Consider the following 20,515-nt stretch of genomic DNA (forward strand, 5'->3'; position numbering starts at 1 on the left):
GGCTTGTCAGCGTTTTTTTTGGGCGCTAAGTTAGTTTCGATAGCTGCCAGCCCTTGATGAATAAGGGGTGGAGCATATTTTCTTAACAATGGAACGAAAGTCATCACAAAAATAATCACAGATGACACAAAGGGGAAATTACAGTGAATAAAACTCAGTTAGTAGAACAAATCGCAGAAAATGCAGATATTTCTAAAGCGTCAGCGGGTCGTGCTCTAGATGCATTCATCGAAGCAGTAAGCGGAACTCTTCAATCTGGTGATCAAGTCGCTCTAGTTGGCTTTGGTACATTCAGCGTTCGTACTCGTGCTGCACGTACTGGTCGTAACCCAAAAACTGGTGAAGAAATCCAAATCGCAGAAGCAAAAGTACCAGCTTTCAAAGCTGGTAAAGCACTGAAAGACGCTTGTAACTAATCACGGCGTTATTTCTGTAACCGGCCATTTGCTTAACTTTTGCTCAAACAATAAGTTTCGAACAAAAATTTACAAACTTCGAGCCGAACTTTCTTAAATTATGCGCATCATACTGATGCGCATTTCTTTTTCTGATATTATTGCGCCATTATTTCTATTAGATAGAAGCAGTAGGCTTCAATTGTGGAGAGCAGTTAAATTATGATGGATCGACTACGCGAAGGCGTGAATAGCATCGCGGTCAAAATTATCCTTGGACTTATCATCCTGTCTTTCGTATTTGCAGGTGTAGGTAGCTACATCGTTGGTGGTAGCAACAACTCTGCAGCGAAAGTCGGTAACACTGAGATTCCTCGTGGTGAGTTCGAGATGGCATACCAAAATGAGCGTAACCGTATGCAAGCTCAGTTGGGTGACTACTTCTCTCAAATGCTGGCTGACCCTGCATATGTTGAATCTTTCCGCAAATCCGTTTTAGATCGAATGATCAATGACGTGTTGCTTGACCAACAAGCTGAAGCTTTGGGTCTGCGAATCAGCGACACTCAAGTGCGTAGCATGATTCTAGACATGCCTCAGTTCCAATCTAATGGTCAGTTTGATCAAGAGATCTATCAAGCTTCTTTGCGTCGTGCAGGCTTTTCGCCAGACTCTTTTGCTGAGTACATGCGTCGTGAATTGGTTCGTGAGCAACTGCTGAATGCGCTACAAAACAGTGAATTTATTCTGCCGGGTGAAGTACAAGCAGAAGGCAAGCTGTTCACTCAAACTCGTGATATTCGCACGATTCAGATCGACTTAGCGGAGTTTGCGAAAAATATTGAATTGACCGACGAAGAAATTCAAGAGTACTACAAAGCAAACCCAGACAACTTTACACGTCCAGAGCAGGTTAAAGTCTCTTACATCGAACTGTCAGCTGAAGCGCTAAAGGAACAAGTTAATGTTTCTGATGCTGAGGTGAAAAAGTACTACGACGAGCACTTAAACAAATACTCTTCAGAAGAGCAACGCCGTGTCGCTCACATTCTTGTAGAAGGGGACGATGAAGCAAAAGCGCAAGCTATCCTAGATGAGCTAAACGCGGGTGCAGATTTTGCGACGCTTGCTCAAGAGAAATCTGACGATTTTGGCAGCGCTGAAAACGGTGGTGACCTAGGTTGGATTGAGCGTGATGTGATGGACCCTGCTTTTGAAGAAGCGGCATTCGCACTGAAGAATCCTGGCGATATGTCGGGTCTAGTAAAGTCGGACTTTGGCTATCACATTATCAAGCTTGAAGAGCTAAAAGATTCTGTGGCGAAGCCATTTGAAGAAGTCGCTGCTGAAATCAAACAAGAGATGGTCGACCAACAAGCGATCGATCAATTCTACGAGTTGCAAAATGAGCTTGAGCGCGTAGCGTTTGAATACCCAGACTCATTGTATGATGCTTCTCAAGCGGTTAACCAAGAAGTGAAGACAACGGACTTTATTTCTCAGGTTGATGCACCTGAAGTGCTTCGTAGCCCTGCGGTAATGCAAGCTATCCTAAGCCCTGAAGTTAAAGAAGATGGCCTAAACTCTGAAGCTATCGAAGTTGCGCCTGAGCATATTATCGTTGTTCGTGTTGAAGATGCGCGTGACGAGACAGTTCTTCCACTAGAAGAAGTGAAAGATCAGGTTGTTGCAGAGCTATCTCGTGTTAAAGGTGAGCAAGAAGCGATGGAACTTGGAACACAAGTCGTTGCGGCATTGAAAGAAGGTAAGACGAACGTGCTTGCTGAAAACAATCTTGCCTTTGGTGAACAAGAGACAGTAGATCGTCGTTCTCCGTTGGCAACAACGGTATTCGCGATGGCAAAACCAGTCGATGGTAAACCAGTATACGGTCAGTCTAAAGATCTTGAAGGTAACATCATTATCATCGAGCTTGATGCTGTAAACGCAGAGCTAGATAGTGAGTTAGAAGATCAAGTTGCGATGCAAATGCAGCGTGCATCTTCTCAGCAAGATTTATCATCTGTACTAGCCGTACTGCGTGCAAATACTGACATTGAGTACTTTGTTGTGAGCAACTAAGCACAATTAGTGTAATTTGTATGTTGAATAAAACGGACCGCATAAGCGGTCCGTTTTATTTTTGTCTTTATGAACTTCAATCATCAATAGGCATTACTTAAATTAGTGCGCGTTTAAGTGATAGCGGCCGTTGTGAATTCCGGGTCATCTCAGTTTGTTAAATGCATAACCATATTGCTTTCCATTGCAAACTTGATAGTGACTCGCTCTCGACGACTGTTTTTAGCCTACTATTTTGGAGATTGTATGTTCAATATGAAATGGATTTTGACATTGTGCTTATTTGTTTTTGCACCTTTTAGCATGGCTGCGGATTCAGCCACTGACAAATATGAAGGAATTGAAATTACTGTAAATATCAACACGGCCACTGCTGAAGAAATTGCGACCATGTTGAAAGGTATAGGTGAGAAGAAAGCGCAGAGTATAGTGGACTACCGCGAGGAACATGGCCCTTTTAAAACGGCAGCAGATTTGAAGAGCGTAAAAGGCATAGGTGAAGCGACAGTTAAGAAAAACGAAGACCGCATTTTACTGTAGCTTGATGTATTGCAGATATTGAGTCTGAATTCAGAACAATATCTGTTTCCCTATTACTGCTTTCCCGAACCAGCCCCTCTTTCGTGGTTCGGGATTTTTTATCCGAATAAACGACGGCGAAGGCCTTTTTCCAGTAAAGCCATTACTAACCCACCGAGTGCGCCAAACATATGAGCATCAATAGCAACGTTTGCACCGATAAGCTCAGCAGTACTGCTGGATGGGCCATAGACCTGCTCCCATGCTACTTTGGCGATTAGTCCTCCAACTAACAACACACTGCTTCTTCTGCTTTCAAAGACTTCTCTGAGCGCCCAAAATCCAAACAATCCGTGTAATACGCCGGATAAACCCACGTATACCGACATGTTGGTAAACAAATTCAGCGCACCAACACATGCACATAAGATTGAAAAAACGATAAGGAAGTTACGAGTGCTTGGGCGAAAAATAAAAGTAATGATCCACAATCCGGCGAGGTTCATTCCTAAGTGCGCAAAGTTGGTATGTGTGAGATTTCCTGTTACGATTCGCCACCATTCACCATGGCGTATATTGTAGCTGTGCCACTCGGTTAGGCTTGCCATTGGTTCAAATTGAAGTATCAAACAGATCACGCTGATAATACTCAGCAAGGTATAAAGGTTCACTCTATGTCTCGTTATTGTTCTCGTTGTGGAAAATCGCAAAAAGCGTGTATTTGCCAATGGATTGTACCGCTGGCAAGCGAGGTAGAACTTATCATTCTTCAGCACACGAGTGAAGAACATCGTCCGCTTGGTACGGCACGGATTCTCAATTTGAGTTTAGATAACTGTATTTGTTTGATAGGAGAGGACTTTTCTTGTGATGATGCCTTAAATCACTTATTAGCGGATGAGTCATATCAACATTTTGTTCTTTACCCATCAGAAGAGTCACGATGCATTTCTGAAATCACTCAAGCGAGTCATAGTGTATCTAAGAAAATACGTTTGATTTTGCTCGATGGTACGTGGAAAAAAGCGTACAAAATGTGGCAACTCTCAAGCAACTTACATCCACTCCCAACCGTGCAGTTGCCTAAGCAACTACAAGGGCACTACACCATTCGTAAGGCGCCCTCTGAGAATAGCTTATCGACTGTCGAGGCTGGTTATCATTCGCTTCGCTTGCTTGAACCCGAGCGCGACTTTACACCGCTTATGCATGCCTTTGAAAATATGATCGAATTCCAAATCGCCCAGATGCCTCCGGGCGTTTTTGAAAAGAATTACTTGAAAGGTTGAGTGTTACTAAAGAACGATGGAAGAGAAAAGTTGGCGGTGTAGCTTTTGCGCGTGACCATCGGTCATTGCAGAAATATAATCGGCGATGACCCTCATCTTATTGCTCTCGCTCTTCGCCTGACACCACAGATCTTTTGTATGAACGGGTAGTAATCGCTCTGGGTCTGCTGTTAACGCTTCAAAAATATCCATAATAATTTGCTGACCCTTATACTCAACGATCTGAACCTGCGGGACTTGGATAACGAAGGTGCTGACAAAGTGCTTGAGTACGTCAAGTGCACGTGCCATCTGTGGTTCTAAACACGCATTCCAAGACAGTAACGGGTTATTAAACGGCTCATCCACCGCTTTGATTGAAATGCTGGTCAGTAGCGCGTTAACCATACCACCGATGGCATCTTTCCGCTCATGGTGCTTACCGCTAAATAGCATCTGTCCGATGGAATCGATATGAGCTTCAAACCACGGGTCGCCACAGTCCGCTAATTGACTTGCTGCGCCTTCTTGCCATTGCTGACGTGTCACCATACCAAGTACGATTGCATCTTCTAAATCATGAACACCGTAGGCGATATCATCTGCTAGCTCCATGATTGAGCAATCGAGTGATTTAAAACGCGTTTTACTGTGCTCAAACTCCGATTCTGGCGTTGAACGCATCAGACTAAGCAATGCCTTGTCGTTGTCAGAAAGCGGTGCAATTACCCAATCAAATAAGTCTTTATCACAATCATAAATGCCTTTAGCTGGGCTCCAATCTTTTGCTTTTAGTTTACGTTGATGCTCGGCTGGTTGAGGCAATTTGACGGAGCGTGTTTGACTAATGAGGGCAGGGTACTTAATCAAACCAAGCAGTGTGCGGCGTGATAAATTCATTCCGAAATGCTCGGTATAAGGCTCTAACTTAGTGACGATACGAAAGGTTTGGGCGTTCCCCTCGAAGCCGCCATGTTCGCGCATTACGTAGTTTAGAGCGACTTCTCCCCCGTGACCGTATGGAGGATGCCCGATGTCGTGCGCCAAACATAATGAATCAATTAAGCTGTCTGACGGCAATAGATCACGGAACTCTGGTTGTTTTTTCTTTAGTTGGGCGACGATACCAGTCCCGAGTTGCGACGCTTCTAAGGAGTGTGTTAACCGGCTGCGGTGAAAGTCTTCCAAGCTATTGCCGTGTACTTGGGTTTTTGCTTGTAGGCGTCGAAATGCAGCCGAGTGAAGAATGCGCGCTCGGTCTCGTTGGTACGGGCTCCGATGGTCGTCTCGACGGATTTTATGCTCATCATCATGGCGCTCTTGCCATTGCGGGTGTAATTCAAACGACACGATTATCTCCGTAAGCTAACTGATTTCATCTAACGATAATTCGAAACTTGGGGCAAAGGTATTGAGAAAGTAATCCATTTCAGGCGTTCTGCGTTCTTGCAAAGTGACGTCTAAGCGTTTTTTTGCCAGAGCGAACTCATGGTTGCCGGCGCTTAGTTCTTCGAGACATTTTAAATAGGCACAGATGGAATCGGCTTGCTTAACGATTTTTGCGTCCTCTTCGTGAGCAGAGTGAGAAAGAAGATAGGGGGCAAAGTCATCTTGGAACTCTTCCGGTAACATTGAGAGTAATTTTTGCTCCGCTGCCGATTCTATCTTCTTATATTCTTTGGCAATTTCAGGGTTGTAATACTTCACTGGAGTCGGAAGATCACCCGTTAATACTTCACTGGAGTCATGGTACATGGCAAGAATCGCGATGCGTTCTGGATTAAGGTTGCCGCCGAACTTTTTGTTTTTAATGAGGGCAAGGGCATGAGCGACAAAAGCAACTTGTAAGCTATGCTCTGAAACGTTTTCTGGTGAGACGGACCGCATTAAAGGCCAGCGTTGGATCAGCTTCATTCGAGCCAGGTGGGCGAAAAAATGGCTTTCTTTCATGGCTTTCTCCGTTTCTGGTGTAAAAAAGGAACTCACTAGGAGTTCCTCTAAGCATATGAGAGATCAGCACTAATTACTACCAGTGATTCATTACTGGCTGTAGGTTGATAGGAATCTTTCAAAACGTCCAATGGCGATTTCTAGATCTTCAACGTGCGGTAGTGTCACGATGCGGAAGTGGTCTGGTTTTGGCCAGTTAAAGCCGGAACCTTGCACCAGTAAGACTTTCTCTTGTTTTAAGAAATCTAAAACCATCTGTTGATCGTTCTTGATGTTGTACATTTTAGTGTCGATTTTCGGGAAGAGGTACATCGCACCCTTAGGTTTGACACAAGAAACGCCAGGAATCTGATTGATCAGTTCATACGCTCGGTTGCGCTGCTCTAACAAGCGTCCGCCAGGTAAAATCAGTTCATTGATACTCTGGTATCCACCTAACGCGGTTTGAATGGCATGTTGCATTGGTACGTTTGCACATAAACGCATCGATGAAAGCAGCTCCAAGCCATTCACGTACCCTTGAGCCAGATGTTTAGGCCCCGTTAAGAACATCCAGCCACCACGGAAACCACAAACACGGTAGGCTTTTGAAAGGCCATTGAATGTCATGACTAGCACGTCTTCAGTGAGTGTGGCGACTGAGGTATGTGTTGCACCGTCGTACAACACTTTGTCGTAGATCTCATCTGCGAAAATGATCAGTTTGTGCTGGCGTGCTATCTCAATCACTTCAAGTAGGAAGTCACGGCTGTATACCGCACCTGTCGGGTTGTTCGGGTTGATCAGAACAATGCCACGTGTCTTTGGTGTGATTTTCTTTTTGATGTCTTCAAGGTCTGGGTACCAGTCAGCCTCTTCATCACATAGATAATGAACCGGCTTACCACCAGATAGTGCAACTGAAGCTGTCCATAACGGATAGTCTGGTGCTGGGATCAGCATTTCGTCGCCATTGTTTAATAGCGCTTGCATGGCCATTACGATCAACTCAGACACGCCGTTACCTACATACACATCTTCGACATCTAGCGAGCGTATACCTTTACGCTGATAGTGTTGGACCACAGCTTTACGAGCAGAGTAAATGCCTTTGGAATCACAATAGCCTTGAGAAGTCGGCAGATTACGAATCACGTCGACTAAAATCTCATCAGGGGCGTCAAAACCAAATGGGGCAGGGTTACCAATGTTTAGCTTTAGGATTTTATGCCCTTCTTCCTCCATGCGCTTAGCATGTTTGAGTACAGGACCCCTAATGTCGTAGCAGACATTGTCGAGTTTTGACGACATCCCGATATTTTGCATTGTTTAATTCCTAAAAATTCGTTAATTTCTTTATTAAAATACAATAATTTGTTTTTTATTAGAATATATATCTGTAAATAATCTGTCTGCTGGTTAAGTTTTGCTCGCTTGCTATCACAGGATTTTGCAAAAGATCGCATACGACCTTGATTTGCTTTGGGTCTAAACTTAGAGTAGCCGTCAGTTACCATTTATCCTCACATACAACGAGGTTGATTTGTCACAGTTCCATCAAGCCGTAAAGAGAATTATCGAGCGAGTTCAGCAATCGGAAGGCAATCAAACACGTCTGGTCGAGCCCCTTAGCGAGAAACCTAATTTCTCATTTATTGATTGGCTTGATGCACAACCACTTTTCCCTAAGTTTTATTGGCAGTCCCGCGATACACGTGAAGAGGTCGTTGCACTAGGGCAATTGCACGCTTTTGTTGAGCCAGGTCCTGCTTATACCATTCTAGGTGAAGGGCAAAGAGTCTGGGGCGGGCGCTCTTTTGATGGACAGCATGAGAAGAATCGTCGCTGTATGCCTTCTTTTTTCTTTTTGCCTCAAATTGAGTTAATTCGTTTTGACCAACAGTGGTCTCTCGCAGTTAATATTTCAGAAGACAAAGCGCGAACTCTAGCTGGGTTGAATAAACTGGTTTGTGAGGTCGCAACCTTAGCTCCAATTTCGTCTCACATCCGCTCTATTGTTCATACGCCAAGTCAGCCTCAATGGAATGAGTTAGTTCATAAGGTTCTGACTGGTATAGAGAATGATGATTTTAAGAAAGTGGTTTTAGCGCGTCGCTCTACCGTGCAGCTTGATAACACATTAAGTGCTGCACAGCTACTTAAAGCAAGTTACTTAAATAACCATCATAGCTTCCATTTCATGCTGAGCTTAGACAGTAAGCACAGTTTTATGGGGTCTACGCCAGAACGTTTGTATTCTCGCGTAGGGCATGAGCTACATACCGAAGCGTTAGCAGGTACGATTGGTCGGGGAGACAATGCCACTCAAGATATGGAGTTGGCGAATTGGTTATCCCAAGACCAAAAGAACCTCAACGAAAACCAGTATGTGGTGGACGACATCATTGATCGTCTATCACCGCATTCTGAAATGGTTGAAGTGGAAGCTGAACCGAGTTTGGTCAGACTACGAAAAGTGCAGCACCTTAAGCGAAATATTCACGCTAGTCTAAGAGCGGGGATAAATGGTGTTCAGTTGTTATCGGCGCTTCAGCCAACAGCGGCGGTTGCTGGCTTACCCCGACAAGAGTCTATGCAGTTTATTCTTGATAATGAGCCCTTTGCACGCGGCTGGTACGCGGGGTCAATGGGTTACATCAGCCATGAACGAGCAGAGTTTTGTGTCGCAATCAGAAGTGCGCTTGTGCTCGGTGAGCAAGTACAACTGTTTGCGGGCGCAGGGATTGTTCCAGGCTCCATTGCAGAACATGAGTGGGCAGAACTTGATAAGAAAATGTCGACGTTACTTACGCTGATTTCTGATCATCCGCCATTGGGAGTCGCATCATGAGTCATGACCAAGCGGTGCTCAATCGAGTTTGGTCAGAAACCATATTGATTGAGCTTCAACGATTTGGCGTTAAGCATGTTTGTATCGCTCCCGGATCTCGTTCTACGCCTTTAACTTTAGAAGCGGCAGAACAGTCCGACTTTTCCATTCATACTCATTTTGATGAGCGTGGATTGGGCTTTATGGCTCTTGGTTTAGCGAAAGCTACTCAGGAGCCCGTGGCAATTATCGTTACCTCTGGTACGGCAGTGGCGAACTTACTACCGTCGGTTGCCGAAGCCAAACTTACTGGTGAAAAACTGGTGCTGCTGACAGCAGATCGTCCAGTAGAACTTGTCGGCTGTGGTGCAAACCAAGCGATAAATCAATTGGGTATTTTTTCACATCATGTTTCGGCCAGTTTGAATTTACCAAGCCCAAATTTAGCAACGTCGCTTAACTGGTTGCTGACCTCTGTTGACGAAGTGATGTTTACTCAGCAATTGCAGGGTAGTGCCGTTCATATTAATTGTGCATTTCCAGAGCCTTTGTATTCCAACGGCGCAAAAGCGGATTATCAAACCTACTTAGATTCGGTCGCCGGATGGCGAAAAGGAAGCGGCACTTATACTCAGCGTTTTAGCCATTTGTCACAGGCGAGCATCCCGTCTTTTTCGGACAAAAAAGGCTTGGTTGTGATTGGCAGCTTACCGCTTGAACAAGCGAAGTCGGCGCAGGCATTTGCACAAAAGATGGGATGGCCAGTACTTGCAGACCCGCAAAGTGGTCTCAGTTCGGATTGGGCGTATTACGATGTATGGCTTCAACTTCCCGAGTTCGCAAACGAGCTTGAATCTTGTGAACTTATTATCCAATTTGGTAGCCGAATCATCTCAAAACGTTTGAATCATTGGATTGATAAACAAGTTTCGCAGAGTCAACAAGATAAAGACGTTCAGTATTGGTATGTCTCACCTTGTATGGACCGGAATAACCAAAATCATCTGGCGCAAATGCACTGGGTTGAGCCTCCTAAAACGTGGGTTTCTCGCATTAGCTTTGAGAAGTCAATATTTGCTGGGTGGGCTGATAGGTTAGCGAATGACGTTAAGCGAGTTCATCAACGTATCGAAGAAGCCTTCCTATCTGATTCAGCGTCTGCCGTTGACGAAATTGCGTTGGCAGCAGACATCAACGAGCGCACAAAGAACGTAGATGTTTTCTTGGGTAATAGCTTGTTTGTTCGGCTTGTTGATATGTACGGAAAATTGGATGGTGTAGAGGTTTTCACTAATCGAGGCGCGTCAGGGATTGACGGTTTGTTTGCTACGGCATCAGGCGTGCAACGGGCAAGAGGTAATCCGTTACTGGTGTATATTGGTGACACAGCAGCACTTTATGATCTCAATTCTCTGGCGCTATTTTCTCACAATAAACTGCCGGCGGTACTTGTTGTTACTAATAATGACGGCGGTGCGATTTTTGATATGTTGCCAGTACCACCAGAGCGCAGGACGACATATTATCAAATGCCTCATGGTTATCAGTTTGAACACGCGGCAAAGCAGTTTGGTTTGGCGTATTTGCATGTTTCTACACTGGAGCAATTCCAATCATCTGTAAAAGAGCATTTATGTCACCGCCAAGGAACGTTGCTGGTCGAGGTTCAAACCCCATCTAACCAAGCTGCTGAGACACTCAAGGCATTTAATAAGAGTCTGAATGCTTTACTTTGAACGTTTCCCTGTATTAGAAAAACACCAAAGTAGAACGTTGCCCACTTTGGTGTTTTTGCATGGCTTACTCGGTAGCGGTGCCGATTGGCTCGCGTGTTTAAATGCATTACCCGAATATGAGCGTGTGACGGTTGACCTTCCTGGTCACGGACGCAGCCAATCTATTTTTTGCTGCGATTTAAATGATTGCTGCAAACTTCTTGGTTCCACACTATCTTTATTATTTCCCTCACAACAACCACTTATTTTGATTGGATACTCTATGGGCGGCCGCATTGCGATGCATGGTATTGCCCATCAATGCTTTCCAGATCTCAATATTGCAGGCGCGATTATTGAAGGGGGAAACTTCGGGCTTCAAACTGAGTCAGAGAAACAGGTGAGATTAGAGAATGATGCTCGCTGGGCAATGCGTTTCAAAACTGAACCACTTGAACGTGTTTTGAACGATTGGTACCAACAAGCGGTGTTTTCTTCACTAAACCATGAGCAAAGACAAACATTCATTGCGAAGCGAAGTGATAATCTTGGCTCAGCGGTGGCGAATACGTTGATGGCGACATCGTTAGCCAAACAGGCATATTTGTTGCCCTCACTGCAAAAGCAGAACATACCAGTGTATTACTTGTGTGGTGAGAAAGACCAAAAATTTAGCCAACTGGCACAACGTAGCGGGTTGGCGTATCGACAAGTTGAAGGCGCTGGTCATAACGTCCATCAAGAGCAGCCCAAACAGTTTGCGATACATATCAAGCAAATAATTCAGTCTCACTTTGGTGAGAGTAACGAGAACAATGGGAATCACCATGGCTAAAACAGTAGGCATTTCTGAAGAAGAACTTTACGCTCCGGTTCAATGGAAAGATTGCAGCGAGAAATACGAGGACATTCATTATCACAAGTCTGTAGATGGTATCGCGAAAATCACTATTGCACGTCCTCAAGTGCGTAACGCGTTTCGTCCTCAAACGGTAAAAGAGATGATTGATGCGTTGGCAGATGCACGCTACGACTCTGGTGTTGGCGTGATCATTCTGACAGGTCTAGGTGAAGACGCATTCTGTTCTGGCGGCGACCAGAAGATCCGTGGCGACTACGGCGGCTATAAAGACGACCAAGGTACGCACCACCTAAACGTATTGGACTTCCAACGCGATATTCGTACTTGTCCAAAACCAGTTATTGCATCGGTAGCTGGTTGGGCTGTTGGCGGTGGTCATGTACTGCATATGATGTGTGATCTAACAATTGCAGCTGACAACGCTCAATTTGGTCAAACAGGCCCTAAAGTGGGTTCATTTGACGGAGGTTGGGGCGCATCTTACATGGCTCGCATCGTAGGCCAAAAGAAAGCTCGCGAAATTTGGTTCCTATGTCGTTTCTACAATGCTCAAGAAGCAGTAGACATGGGCCTAGTAAACACAGTTGTACCACTAGCGGATCTAGAGAAAGAAACCGTTCGTTGGTGTCGTGAAGTACTACAGCACAGCCCAATGGCACTGCGTTGCTTAAAAGCTGCATTAAACGCAGATTGTGATGGTCAAGCGGGTCTGCAAGAGTTAGCGGGTAACGCAACGATGATGTTCTACATGACAGATGAAGGCCAAGAAGGTCGTAATGCCTTTAACGAGAAGCGTCGCCCAGACTTCGATAAATTCCCTCGCAACCCATAATCCGTCTAAATGAGGAGCGTGTTAGCTCCTCTGTTCCTTTTTTCCTGAGCGCCTCGCCCTCTGGGAGGCTGGTGGGATTGCTCGTCAGAACGCTCAAATATACGGCATTACATAGGACTTGAATTATGCGTGAAGCGAAAATTTATCGTTATAGCTTGCCCATGGATAGTGGTGTCATCCTACGTGACAACAAGCTAACCGAACGTGTTGGTTATGTTGTTGCGCTTTCCGAAGATGGTAAAACAGGGCTTGGAGAAGTCGCTCCTCTTCCTGGTTTTAGCTTAGAGAGCGCCGAAGATGCGGGTGTTCAGCTACAAGAACAGGCGGAGCGTTGGGTTGCAGAGTTGGATGTGGATTATGCCAATATGTACCCGTCGGTTGCGTTTGGTTTATCGATGGCACAGCTTGAATTAGCTGGTGGCTTACCACAACAAGGTAAATACCAAACAGCGCCACTATGCACTGGCGACCCAGATGAGCTCATTCCAAAGCTGAACGAAATGGAAGGTGAGAAAGTCGCTAAGGTGAAAGTTGGACTTTATGAGCCAATTCGCGATGGCATGCTTGTGAACCTTTTTCTTGAATCAATCCCTCAATTAACGCTTCGACTTGATGCAAACCGCGCTTGGACACCAGAAAAAGCGCAGCAGTTTGCTAAATACATTACTCCGTCTTTGCGTCAGCGCATTACCTTTTTGGAAGAGCCGTGCCGCTCTCCTGGCGATAGTCTCTCTTTTGCGATTAATACTGGTATTGCTATCGCTTGGGATGAAACATTGCAAGATGCGGTTCGTCGTGAAGATTTCCGTCTTGAAGATCTAACTGGTGTGAAAACGATCATCATCAAACCCACACTCATTGGTTCAGTGGATTTTTGTATTACACTGATAAAGAAAGCGAAGTCACTAGGGATGAAAGCAGTGATTAGCTCGAGCATTGAATCCAGTCTCGGTTTAACTCAATTAGCGCGCTTTGCCCAATGGCAGCTGCCTGATGAAGTTCCAGGTTTGGATACGATTGGCTTATTCAAAGCTCAGCTAGAGCAGGGCTGGCCTAAGTGTGAACTTCCCGTTCTTCCTCTAAAAGACCAGGAGATTGTGTGGCATTCTGCGTAGACAATATTGCGAAGGCACCATGGAAATATTGGGCTCAAACGAGCCCTTTTTCTATTGCACTCAAGACATCAACAGAAGTATTAAACTGGCAACAACTCTCGAAGCGTATTGACCAATACACTCACTATTTGAATGACTTGGGTGTAACTCGGGGGGATGTGCTGACTTTGGTTGGCAAGAACCAAGTAGAAACACTGTTGTTTTATCTTGCCTCCAAACAGTTGGGTGCGCTCGCTGCGCTGACCATGGAACAACCACTAGATAAGTTGCAGGGTAAGCTTGCTACACTTTACAGGCCTGATCAAACTCGGTTTATCTGGTTTTCTCAGGAGTGCGCTTCGACCTTTTCTGAACATGATATACAAAAACTCAAGGCAACATTGCTTTCACCGCCTGCAGTATCACAGCAAGAGAGTGATTCGTTGACTGAAGATAGCTATCATCATGACCGGCTCGCTTCAGTAGTATTTACTTCTGGCTCTACAGGGGAGCCTAAAGCTGTGGTTCATACACATCGACAGCATCTTGCGTCTGCAGAGGGCTTGTTGCAGGAGTTCATTTTCACTCAGCAAGATGCTTGGCTGTTATCGCTTCCGCTGTATCACGTCTCTGGATTAGCGATTGTCTATCGTTGGCTATATGTCGGAGCAACACTAAAAGTCGGTTCAGGGAAACTTGTTGATGATATTCAGGGCGTATCACACGCTTCTTTGGTTGCGACTCAGCTCAAACGGTTATTGGATGATGATGCACATTTGTCATTGACACATGTGCTACTGGGCGGCAGTCACGTTGATCATGAGTTGGCACTACGAGCATCAGGGCAAGGCATTGAGACGTGGTTAGGTTATGGGATGACGGAGGCGGCCTCTACCGTTACCGCAAAGAGAATTGACAGCACCAGTAATGCTGGACATGTATTGAAGCACCGTAAGATAAAATTAGTTGACCAACGCATTTTTGTTGGCGGTAAGACATTAGCGGCAGGGTATTTCCATCAAGGACATGTTACCCCATTTCTGGATGAGAAAGGCTGGTTTGACAGCAAAGATCTTGGCGAGTGGCAAGGTGATGAATTAAAGATAATCGGCCGTGCCGACAATCAGTTTATCTCTGGTGGTGAGAATATCCATTGTGAAGAGATTGAAGCCGCTTTGAACCAAATTGATGGTGTAGTGCAGAGTATAGTGGTTCCAGTCGAAGACGCGGAGTTTGGTCATAGACCAGTAGCTGTGATTCAGACCAATGGATTGCGCAGCAAGTCGGAGTATGACCAGCACTTGCAATCAAAGTTAGAGAAGTTTAAATGGCCAGTGGGATACCATGTAATGCCACTAACTCTACTAGAAGGTGGGATCAAAATTTCACGTAAGGCCGTGAAAGAGTGGCTGTTGTCATCACTTCAGCATTAGTCAATTTTGCTATGTATTAGTCATAAAGAGAATTTCGTATCCTTATAACTCTGAATCATAATTATGCTTCTTCGTGGAGAGAAAATGCATAAGGTTCAGGATGGCAAAGCTAGTTTTAATTGCGGCAGTAGCACTACAAATTGGTATCGCGATAAGTAGTGAAGGGCTAGCCCGCTCTCTTGCAGAGCTAACGGCATTTTTGATCGCTATTGCGTTGGTCGTTATATACAAAAATAGCAAACGGGAAATACCGTCCCCTCAACGCGATAAGCAGACCACCAATATCTAAAACAGTAACCAACTTAGAGAAGTGGTCGAAATTAACACCCACAGAGTCACACCAAACAACAGCGGCTTAGCTCCAGCAGACTTTAGTTTTGAAATTGAAATGCTACAACCTATCAAGAACAGACATACAACCAACGCTTGCTTTGCTCCAATGAAAATGCCGTGATAGACCATTTCAAATTGAGGAAAGAAGTCGCTAAACGCGATAGCTGCACAGTACCAAAAAATGAAATAAGGGATAGCTAGTTTTTTCTTTCCATACTCTTTTTGGCCTCTTGAAAAGATGACGGCACTGATCAAAGCAACAGGAATGATCCATAAAGCGCGCGCGAGTTTCAATGTTGTTGCCGTAGTTAGCGCTTCTTCCCCATAGGCCGAGGCAGCCCCGACAACAGAAGATGTGTCATGAATGGCAATCGCAGCCCATGTGCCAAACGTGTGTTGATCTAGCCCTAAAGCATGTCCAATCACAGGAAACACAAAGAGTGCAATGGAGTTCAGGACAAATACCGTTGCCAGTGCTAATCCAATCTGCTCGTCTTTCGCTTTAATCGCCGGTGCCACAGCAGCAATTGCGCTACCACCACAAATTGCAGTACCTGATGAGATTAAGTAAGCGGTTACTCGCTCCAATTTAAGTACCCTGGCAATGAGAGTACCCATGATCAGTGTGCCTGTAATAGTGGCGATGATCAGGCCGATACCATCCGATGTGACTGTAAGCGCTTGCTCGAAGTTGATGCCAAAGCCTAAGCCAATAATCGAGTAAGACAGCAGCTTTTTAGTAAAAGAAGCGATGGGCAGCTCGGAAGGCACAAAACCAAAACTTGCGAGTAGAAAACCGATAACTAGAGCAATGGGAGAGGAGGCAAGAGGGGTTAGACAAAAAAGTAACGCCAATCCAAACAGGAGGTAGTTTCTATTCAAGGTTTTTATTCGCTGTTGTGAATGAAAGGGAGAGTATATCGCACTGGGTGTGGTCAGTTTGTCTTAATGATTTGAACACATGTTCAGTTATCCTAAACATGTGTTCAAGTGTATTTATCGCCAGTCGCCTCTAAGTTGATGCACTTTATCGAACATTGTTTTTGCCGTTGCTTCATTTGGTGGCACCGGTTGTCCAGCTTCAATTTCTAGCTTTGACCAAAATCGAGTCGGTAAGCCACAGCATGCGCGACCTTTTGCGCGGCTGAAATAGCTTCCCCATAAGCCTTTAAGTGCAACAGGTATGACGGGTACTGGGCTACGACGTAGAATGATATCAATACCGCGCATGAATTCATTCATTTCACCATCTGAAGTTAATCTTCCTTCAGGGAAAATACAGACGATATGACCTTCGCTTAGCGCAGCTTCCACATCGTTAAATGCACGTCTGATAGAGCTTCTGCTACTCGCTGAAATTGGAATTACCCCAGTTCGACGTAAAAAGCGCCTTAATGGAGGTAGGTTGGCGTAATCTTCCTCCATCACAAAACGAATCAACCTTGGGCATACGGCACTAAGTAGCAATGCATCCATGTAGCTTACATGATTACATACAATCAATGCCCCACCATGCTCGGGTAGGTTGTGTAGATTCTTATGCTTAACTCGATAGATGGTGTGCGTAAGCATCCACATGACAAAGCGAACTACAAAAATAGGAATTTGCAAAAAGATGTAAGCGGCGACTAAGAAATTTAAAACGGCTAACAATGCAAACAGCTGAGGAATTGTCATCTTGATTACACTTAGGCACACAATACCTAAGACAGCGCTGCCGACCATAAACAGAGAGTTAAAAATGTTGAGCCCTGCGATGACTTGAGCACGTTCGGTTTCCTTTGCTCGATGCTGCATTAATGCGTAAAGAGGCACGATAAACAAACCGCCCGAAGCGCCAATCATCAATAGGTAGAAAAATAATGGCCAAAAAGGCTCATATCTAAAGAAGTCTACAAAGTTATGGAAAGTAGGTAGATCATTGGGAATGGAAGTGGCCATTAGGTACCCAAATACCGTAATGCCAAAGGCACCAATTGGCACAATACCGACTTCGATACGATGGTTTGAGATCCAATTGCAAAGTAGCGACCCTAGCGCGATACCAATGGAAAATAGAGCGAGCAAGAAAGACACCGCACTCTCGGTGCCATTTAGGTAAATCTTAGTGAAATTCGGAAATTGTGTTAGATATGCGGCGCCTAAAAACCAAAACCAGCTTATTGCCATTATGCATTGAAAAACAACTCGATCGGATTTGGCGATAGAGAGCGTGTGTTTGGTTTGCTTGTATGGTTGCCAACGAAAAGAGAGATTGGGCGCGCTGGCTGCAGCAAAGGGGATTGAGCGGCTCGACAAGTAGCCTAACAATGCGAAGATCACGACACAAAATGCGGCAAGGTATTTTGCGTTGTCTGCAGAGGCTATAATCCCAGCGCCTAAGGTGCCAATAAGGATGGCGATAAAGGTACCAGCTTCAACAAGAGCGTTGCCGGGCACTAACTCTTTAGCATTTAACTTTTGAGGCAAAAGGGCATATTTAACTGGGCCAAAAAATGCTGACTGTGTGCCCATTAAAAACAGTAGCAATAAAAGCACACCATAACTTTCGGTTATGAATCCGATGGCACCCAACAGCATGATGGCTATTTCAAATAGTTTGACCTTACGAATAAACCATGACTTTTCATATTTGTCGGCTAATACGCCAGCGGAAGCAGAGAACAGAAAGAACGGTAGAATGAACAAGCCTGCCGCAAGGTTGATGAACAAATTGCTCGAAATAGGCAGTGCACTGGAGCCCGCGAATGCGACAAACAACAGCAAAACGTTTTTAAAAATATTGTCGTTGAAAGCGCCAAAAAACTGAGTAATGAAATAGGGCAGGAACTTTCTCTGCGTAAGTAACGACGGCTGTCTGTCGGATGACATGGATAATCCTTTGCTACCAGTTCGTGAGATAGTTAGAAAGAAGGTTACTGATCAACTCTTTGCCATCAATCGGTTCACTAGAGAAAAACTTATCATCAACACTGAGTAAAGTAATGCCATGTACGCCAGACCAAAGGACTCGACTCGCTTGAATCACTTCGGATTCAGTACGATGTGGTGCGATTTGAGCCAATAGTGACTCTAGCATTCCCGTCATACCATCGATACGTTTGGCATGCCATTCCGGAAGTTCTGCTCCATTCATGTTGTGTTCGAACACTAACTGCCAACGGTATGGGTGTTTTTGAGCAAAATCGTGGTAGCAATAAGCGAGTTCAAAAAGCGCTTGATGGGAGTCTTTGCTGTCATTAGTCGCTTTGCGTGCTTCTTGAGATAACTCATCTAAAGTTTGAGCGACAACATGAAGCAGTAGCAAATTATAATTACCAAAAACATTTACCAATGTGCTTGGCACGTAACCAATCATGTTAGCGATTTTACGAAGACTGAGTTCGTGGTAAGAATTCTCATCTAAAAAGTTTTTGACCGTTGTTAAGGTCAAATTCACTAACTCTTCTCGGGTGTGATCGTTTCTGCGCGCCATACTCTCAAACTACTTTATTGAACATCGTTCAATATGATAGTCAGCTACCTATTAACCGTCAACAAGGCAATGTGTCCAAGTGCCCTCAAGGTGTAGGATTCTGAGCTGTGTCACTGATTCTAATTCAAGTAAAACAATCTGGAGTATTAGTGAACTTATTCCATACTTTTTTTACATTGATCAAGCGCCTTCAGCTGAATTGTAAGCAGTGTGAGCAGTCTGCATTTTTGGCAATATTCTGATACATGTCAGCTTCTATAAGCTATTTTCATCAATCGGTATACAGAGTATGATGACTTAAAAATCATCTTTGGCGTGCTACTGTTTGAAACAACGATTGTTTCGTCTTGAAAATGGGGCACTATCTTAGATAGCTAACTTTAAGGATAACGATGAAACGTTTATTTTCTATTGTTGCTTTATTGATGTTTACTGTTGCTGTAACGCCTATCGCGGAAGCGAAGAAGTTTGGTGGCAGTAAGTCTTTCGGTAAGAGCTACAAAACTGCACCAGCACCGAAACAACAGCAACAAAACACCAATACGGTCGGCAAAGATCAGACGACAAAGTCTTCAAGTAAGAAAGGCCTTATGGGTGGTCTGCTAGGCGGACTTCTTGCTGGTGGTCTACTTGCTGCATTCTTTGGCGGTGCTTTTGAAGGTATCCAGTTTATGGATATCCTAATTATTGGTTTGATTGCCTTTGTCATCTTTAAACTAATGCGCGGTATGCTAGGTGCGAAGCAGGGCAGTATGAACCAGCATCGTCAACAGCCTGCATTTGGTGGCAACGCATCTAAGTTTGAGCAACCAAACATGCAAAACTTTGAGCAACAACCAAACACAAATAATGGTGGCTTTGGTGGTTTTGGCGCTCAAACAGACGTACCACATAACTACCCACCGGGTTTTGACCAAGCAGCGTTTATTAATGGTTCTCGTGAACACTATCGAATCCTGCAAGGTGCGTGGAATCACAACCAGCTAGAAACTATTGAAGAATATGTTTCTCCAAGCTTGTTTGAAGACCTAAAAGCAGAGCGCGCGAAGCTCGACGGTGAGCAGCATACTGATGTAATGTACGTTGATGCAGAGATCGTCCGTGCTGATTACGATGCAAATAAAGCACAGCTTAGTCTACAGTTTAGCGGTCGTTACCGTGACACAGTAGAAGGTGTTGAAGAAGAAATCGAAGATATCTGGCACCTAGAGCGTGACTTGACTGCGCCTAATGCGCCATGGTTAATCGTTGGTATTCAAGGCTAGTCACCTTTAAACCGATTTAGCCACTAGTAAAAATCCCGCACCCCCTGCGGGATTTTTTGTATCTATCATTTATATTTCTTGTACGTGCTTTTACACAAACATCACTAATTGAGTCCGCTTGATAACTTTTGCTCTAATTTTGCGAGCCCCCTTTTTCTAGTAAGTCCTCAAGTGTTTTCCTAGTTATATTGAACATTCATATTAAGGCCATACGAACTAACAAAATCAAAATAGCTAGTACATTGTTTGTAGGGTAAAGATCTGCTCCTCAGCCTTTTGTTTGTGGAGCTTCACATGGGGTTGGTTACTTTAGTGAGATTGAGTATAGGTTATACCAATCGTAGTAAATAACTGGTCATTCTAGCTTGTTAAAATACTCGATAACTGCGTTGCAATTTTTGATTGCAGAATAACTACTTATCGAAAAATTGCGCCTTGTTCTCAAGCATTTTCCCTACGCTATTTCTGATCACTTATTTACTG

At 44.5% G+C, this 20,515-nt stretch carries 19 protein-coding genes; 12 read left to right on the top strand and 7 right to left on the bottom strand.

Annotated elements, in window-relative coordinates:
* The first annotated feature begins 143 nt into the window (after window positions 1-143).
* From R7R78_RS15505 to R7R78_RS15515, 3 genes are all read left to right on the top strand, one after another.
* Window positions 144-416: an HU family DNA-binding protein gene (locus R7R78_RS15505; protein ID WP_005382341.1), complete on the top strand. Its 273-nt coding sequence runs from the start codon at window positions 144-146 to the stop codon at window positions 414-416.
* A gap of 201 nt (window positions 417-617) precedes the next feature.
* A complete protein-coding gene (gene ppiD / locus R7R78_RS15510; RefSeq protein ID WP_213868305.1) occupies window positions 618-2,477 on the top strand; it encodes a peptidylprolyl isomerase in 1,860 nt (619 codons plus the stop codon).
* Window positions 2,478-2,732: 255 nt separating this feature from the next.
* Entirely contained in the window at window positions 2,733-3,017 is a 285-nt protein-coding gene (locus tag R7R78_RS15515; protein WP_031777211.1) for a ComEA family DNA-binding protein, read from the top strand.
* Window positions 3,018-3,115: 98 nt separating this feature from the next.
* Here R7R78_RS15515 and rrtA read toward each other — a convergent pair whose 3' ends face one another.
* Complete coding sequence (gene rrtA / locus R7R78_RS15520; protein WP_005382331.1) at window positions 3,116-3,667, bottom strand: rhombosortase; 552 nt, start codon at window positions 3,665-3,667, stop codon at window positions 3,116-3,118.
* A 3-nt stretch (window positions 3,668-3,670) separates the two neighbouring features.
* Between rrtA and R7R78_RS15525 the strand changes: the two genes are divergently transcribed.
* The gene (locus R7R78_RS15525; RefSeq protein ID WP_171344886.1) at window positions 3,671-4,285 is read left to right on the top strand and encodes a tRNA-uridine aminocarboxypropyltransferase; all 615 of its coding nucleotides are present in this window, start codon (window positions 3,671-3,673) and stop codon (window positions 4,283-4,285) included.
* A 6-nt stretch (window positions 4,286-4,291) separates the two neighbouring features.
* Here the strand turns inward: R7R78_RS15525 and R7R78_RS15530 are convergent, their stop codons facing one another.
* The 3 genes from R7R78_RS15530 to R7R78_RS15540 all read right to left on the bottom strand — a co-directional run bounded on the left by R7R78_RS15530 (window position 4,292) and on the right by R7R78_RS15540 (window position 7,519).
* The gene (locus tag R7R78_RS15530) at window positions 4,292-5,614 is read right to left on the bottom strand and encodes an anti-phage deoxyguanosine triphosphatase (RefSeq protein WP_005384292.1); all 1,323 of its coding nucleotides are present in this window, start codon (window positions 5,612-5,614) and stop codon (window positions 4,292-4,294) included.
* 15 nt (window positions 5,615-5,629) lie between these two features.
* On the bottom strand, window positions 5,630-6,214 hold the full coding sequence (gene yfbR, locus R7R78_RS15535; protein WP_025766954.1) for a 5'-deoxynucleotidase: 585 nt from the start codon (window positions 6,212-6,214) through the stop codon (window positions 5,630-5,632).
* Between the two features lie 90 nt (window positions 6,215-6,304).
* Window positions 6,305-7,519: a pyridoxal phosphate-dependent aminotransferase gene (locus R7R78_RS15540; protein WP_005384283.1), complete on the bottom strand. Its 1,215-nt coding sequence runs from the start codon at window positions 7,517-7,519 to the stop codon at window positions 6,305-6,307.
* A gap of 217 nt (window positions 7,520-7,736) precedes the next feature.
* Between R7R78_RS15540 and R7R78_RS15545 the strand changes: the two genes are divergently transcribed.
* From R7R78_RS15545 to R7R78_RS15575, 7 genes are all read left to right on the top strand, one after another.
* Window positions 7,737-9,044 carry an isochorismate synthase MenF gene (locus R7R78_RS15545; protein WP_033906881.1) on the top strand — a complete coding sequence of 436 codons (1,308 nt, stop codon included), beginning with the start codon at window positions 7,737-7,739 and terminating at the stop codon, window positions 9,042-9,044.
* Window positions 9,041-10,759: a 2-succinyl-5-enolpyruvyl-6-hydroxy-3-cyclohexene-1-carboxylic-acid synthase gene (gene menD, locus R7R78_RS15550; RefSeq protein ID WP_225473975.1), complete on the top strand. Its 1,719-nt coding sequence runs from the start codon at window positions 9,041-9,043 to the stop codon at window positions 10,757-10,759. The genes R7R78_RS15545 and menD overlap by 4 nt, the downstream gene beginning before the upstream one ends.
* Window positions 10,746-11,573, top strand: coding sequence for a 2-succinyl-6-hydroxy-2,4-cyclohexadiene-1-carboxylate synthase (gene menH / locus R7R78_RS15555; protein WP_225473978.1), 828 nt, complete (start codon window positions 10,746-10,748; stop codon window positions 11,571-11,573). The genes menD and menH overlap by 14 nt, the downstream gene beginning before the upstream one ends.
* On the top strand, window positions 11,566-12,432 hold the full coding sequence (menB, locus tag R7R78_RS15560; protein ID WP_009707163.1) for a 1,4-dihydroxy-2-naphthoyl-CoA synthase: 867 nt from the start codon (window positions 11,566-11,568) through the stop codon (window positions 12,430-12,432). Before menH ends, menB begins: the two co-directional genes overlap by 8 nt.
* A 125-nt stretch (window positions 12,433-12,557) precedes the next feature.
* Window positions 12,558-13,547, top strand: a complete 990-nt coding sequence (menC, locus tag R7R78_RS15565; protein ID WP_186584408.1) for an o-succinylbenzoate synthase — start codon at window positions 12,558-12,560, stop codon at window positions 13,545-13,547.
* The gene (menE, locus tag R7R78_RS15570; RefSeq protein WP_225473980.1) at window positions 13,532-14,959 is read left to right on the top strand and encodes an o-succinylbenzoate--CoA ligase; all 1,428 of its coding nucleotides are present in this window, start codon (window positions 13,532-13,534) and stop codon (window positions 14,957-14,959) included. The genes menC and menE overlap by 16 nt, the downstream gene beginning before the upstream one ends.
* A gap of 100 nt (window positions 14,960-15,059) precedes the next feature.
* Window positions 15,060-15,248: a hypothetical protein gene (locus tag R7R78_RS15575; protein ID WP_017634658.1), complete on the top strand. Its 189-nt coding sequence runs from the start codon at window positions 15,060-15,062 to the stop codon at window positions 15,246-15,248.
* On the opposite strand, the gene R7R78_RS15580 is transcribed toward R7R78_RS15575, so the two are convergent.
* The 3 genes from R7R78_RS15580 to R7R78_RS15590 all read right to left on the bottom strand — a co-directional run bounded on the left by R7R78_RS15580 (window position 15,245) and on the right by R7R78_RS15590 (window position 18,767).
* On the bottom strand, window positions 15,245-16,174 hold the full coding sequence (locus R7R78_RS15580; protein WP_017819997.1) for a YeiH family protein: 930 nt from the start codon (window positions 16,172-16,174) through the stop codon (window positions 15,245-15,247). The genes R7R78_RS15575 and R7R78_RS15580 overlap by 4 nt on opposite strands.
* Before the next feature lie 114 nt (window positions 16,175-16,288).
* Entirely contained in the window at window positions 16,289-18,163 is a 1,875-nt protein-coding gene (locus tag R7R78_RS15585) for an MFS transporter (RefSeq protein WP_225473981.1), read from the bottom strand.
* A gap of 13 nt (window positions 18,164-18,176) precedes the next feature.
* Window positions 18,177-18,767, bottom strand: coding sequence for a TetR/AcrR family transcriptional regulator (locus tag R7R78_RS15590; RefSeq protein ID WP_005382308.1), 591 nt, complete (start codon window positions 18,765-18,767; stop codon window positions 18,177-18,179).
* A gap of 392 nt (window positions 18,768-19,159) precedes the next feature.
* Between R7R78_RS15590 and R7R78_RS15595 the strand changes: the two genes are divergently transcribed.
* Entirely contained in the window at window positions 19,160-20,032 is an 873-nt protein-coding gene (locus R7R78_RS15595) for a Tim44 domain-containing protein (RefSeq protein ID WP_005384268.1), read from the top strand.
* Window positions 20,033-20,515 lie beyond the last annotated feature (483 nt).

The sequence above is a fragment of the Vibrio sp. 2134-1 genome (assembly GCF_033339495.1).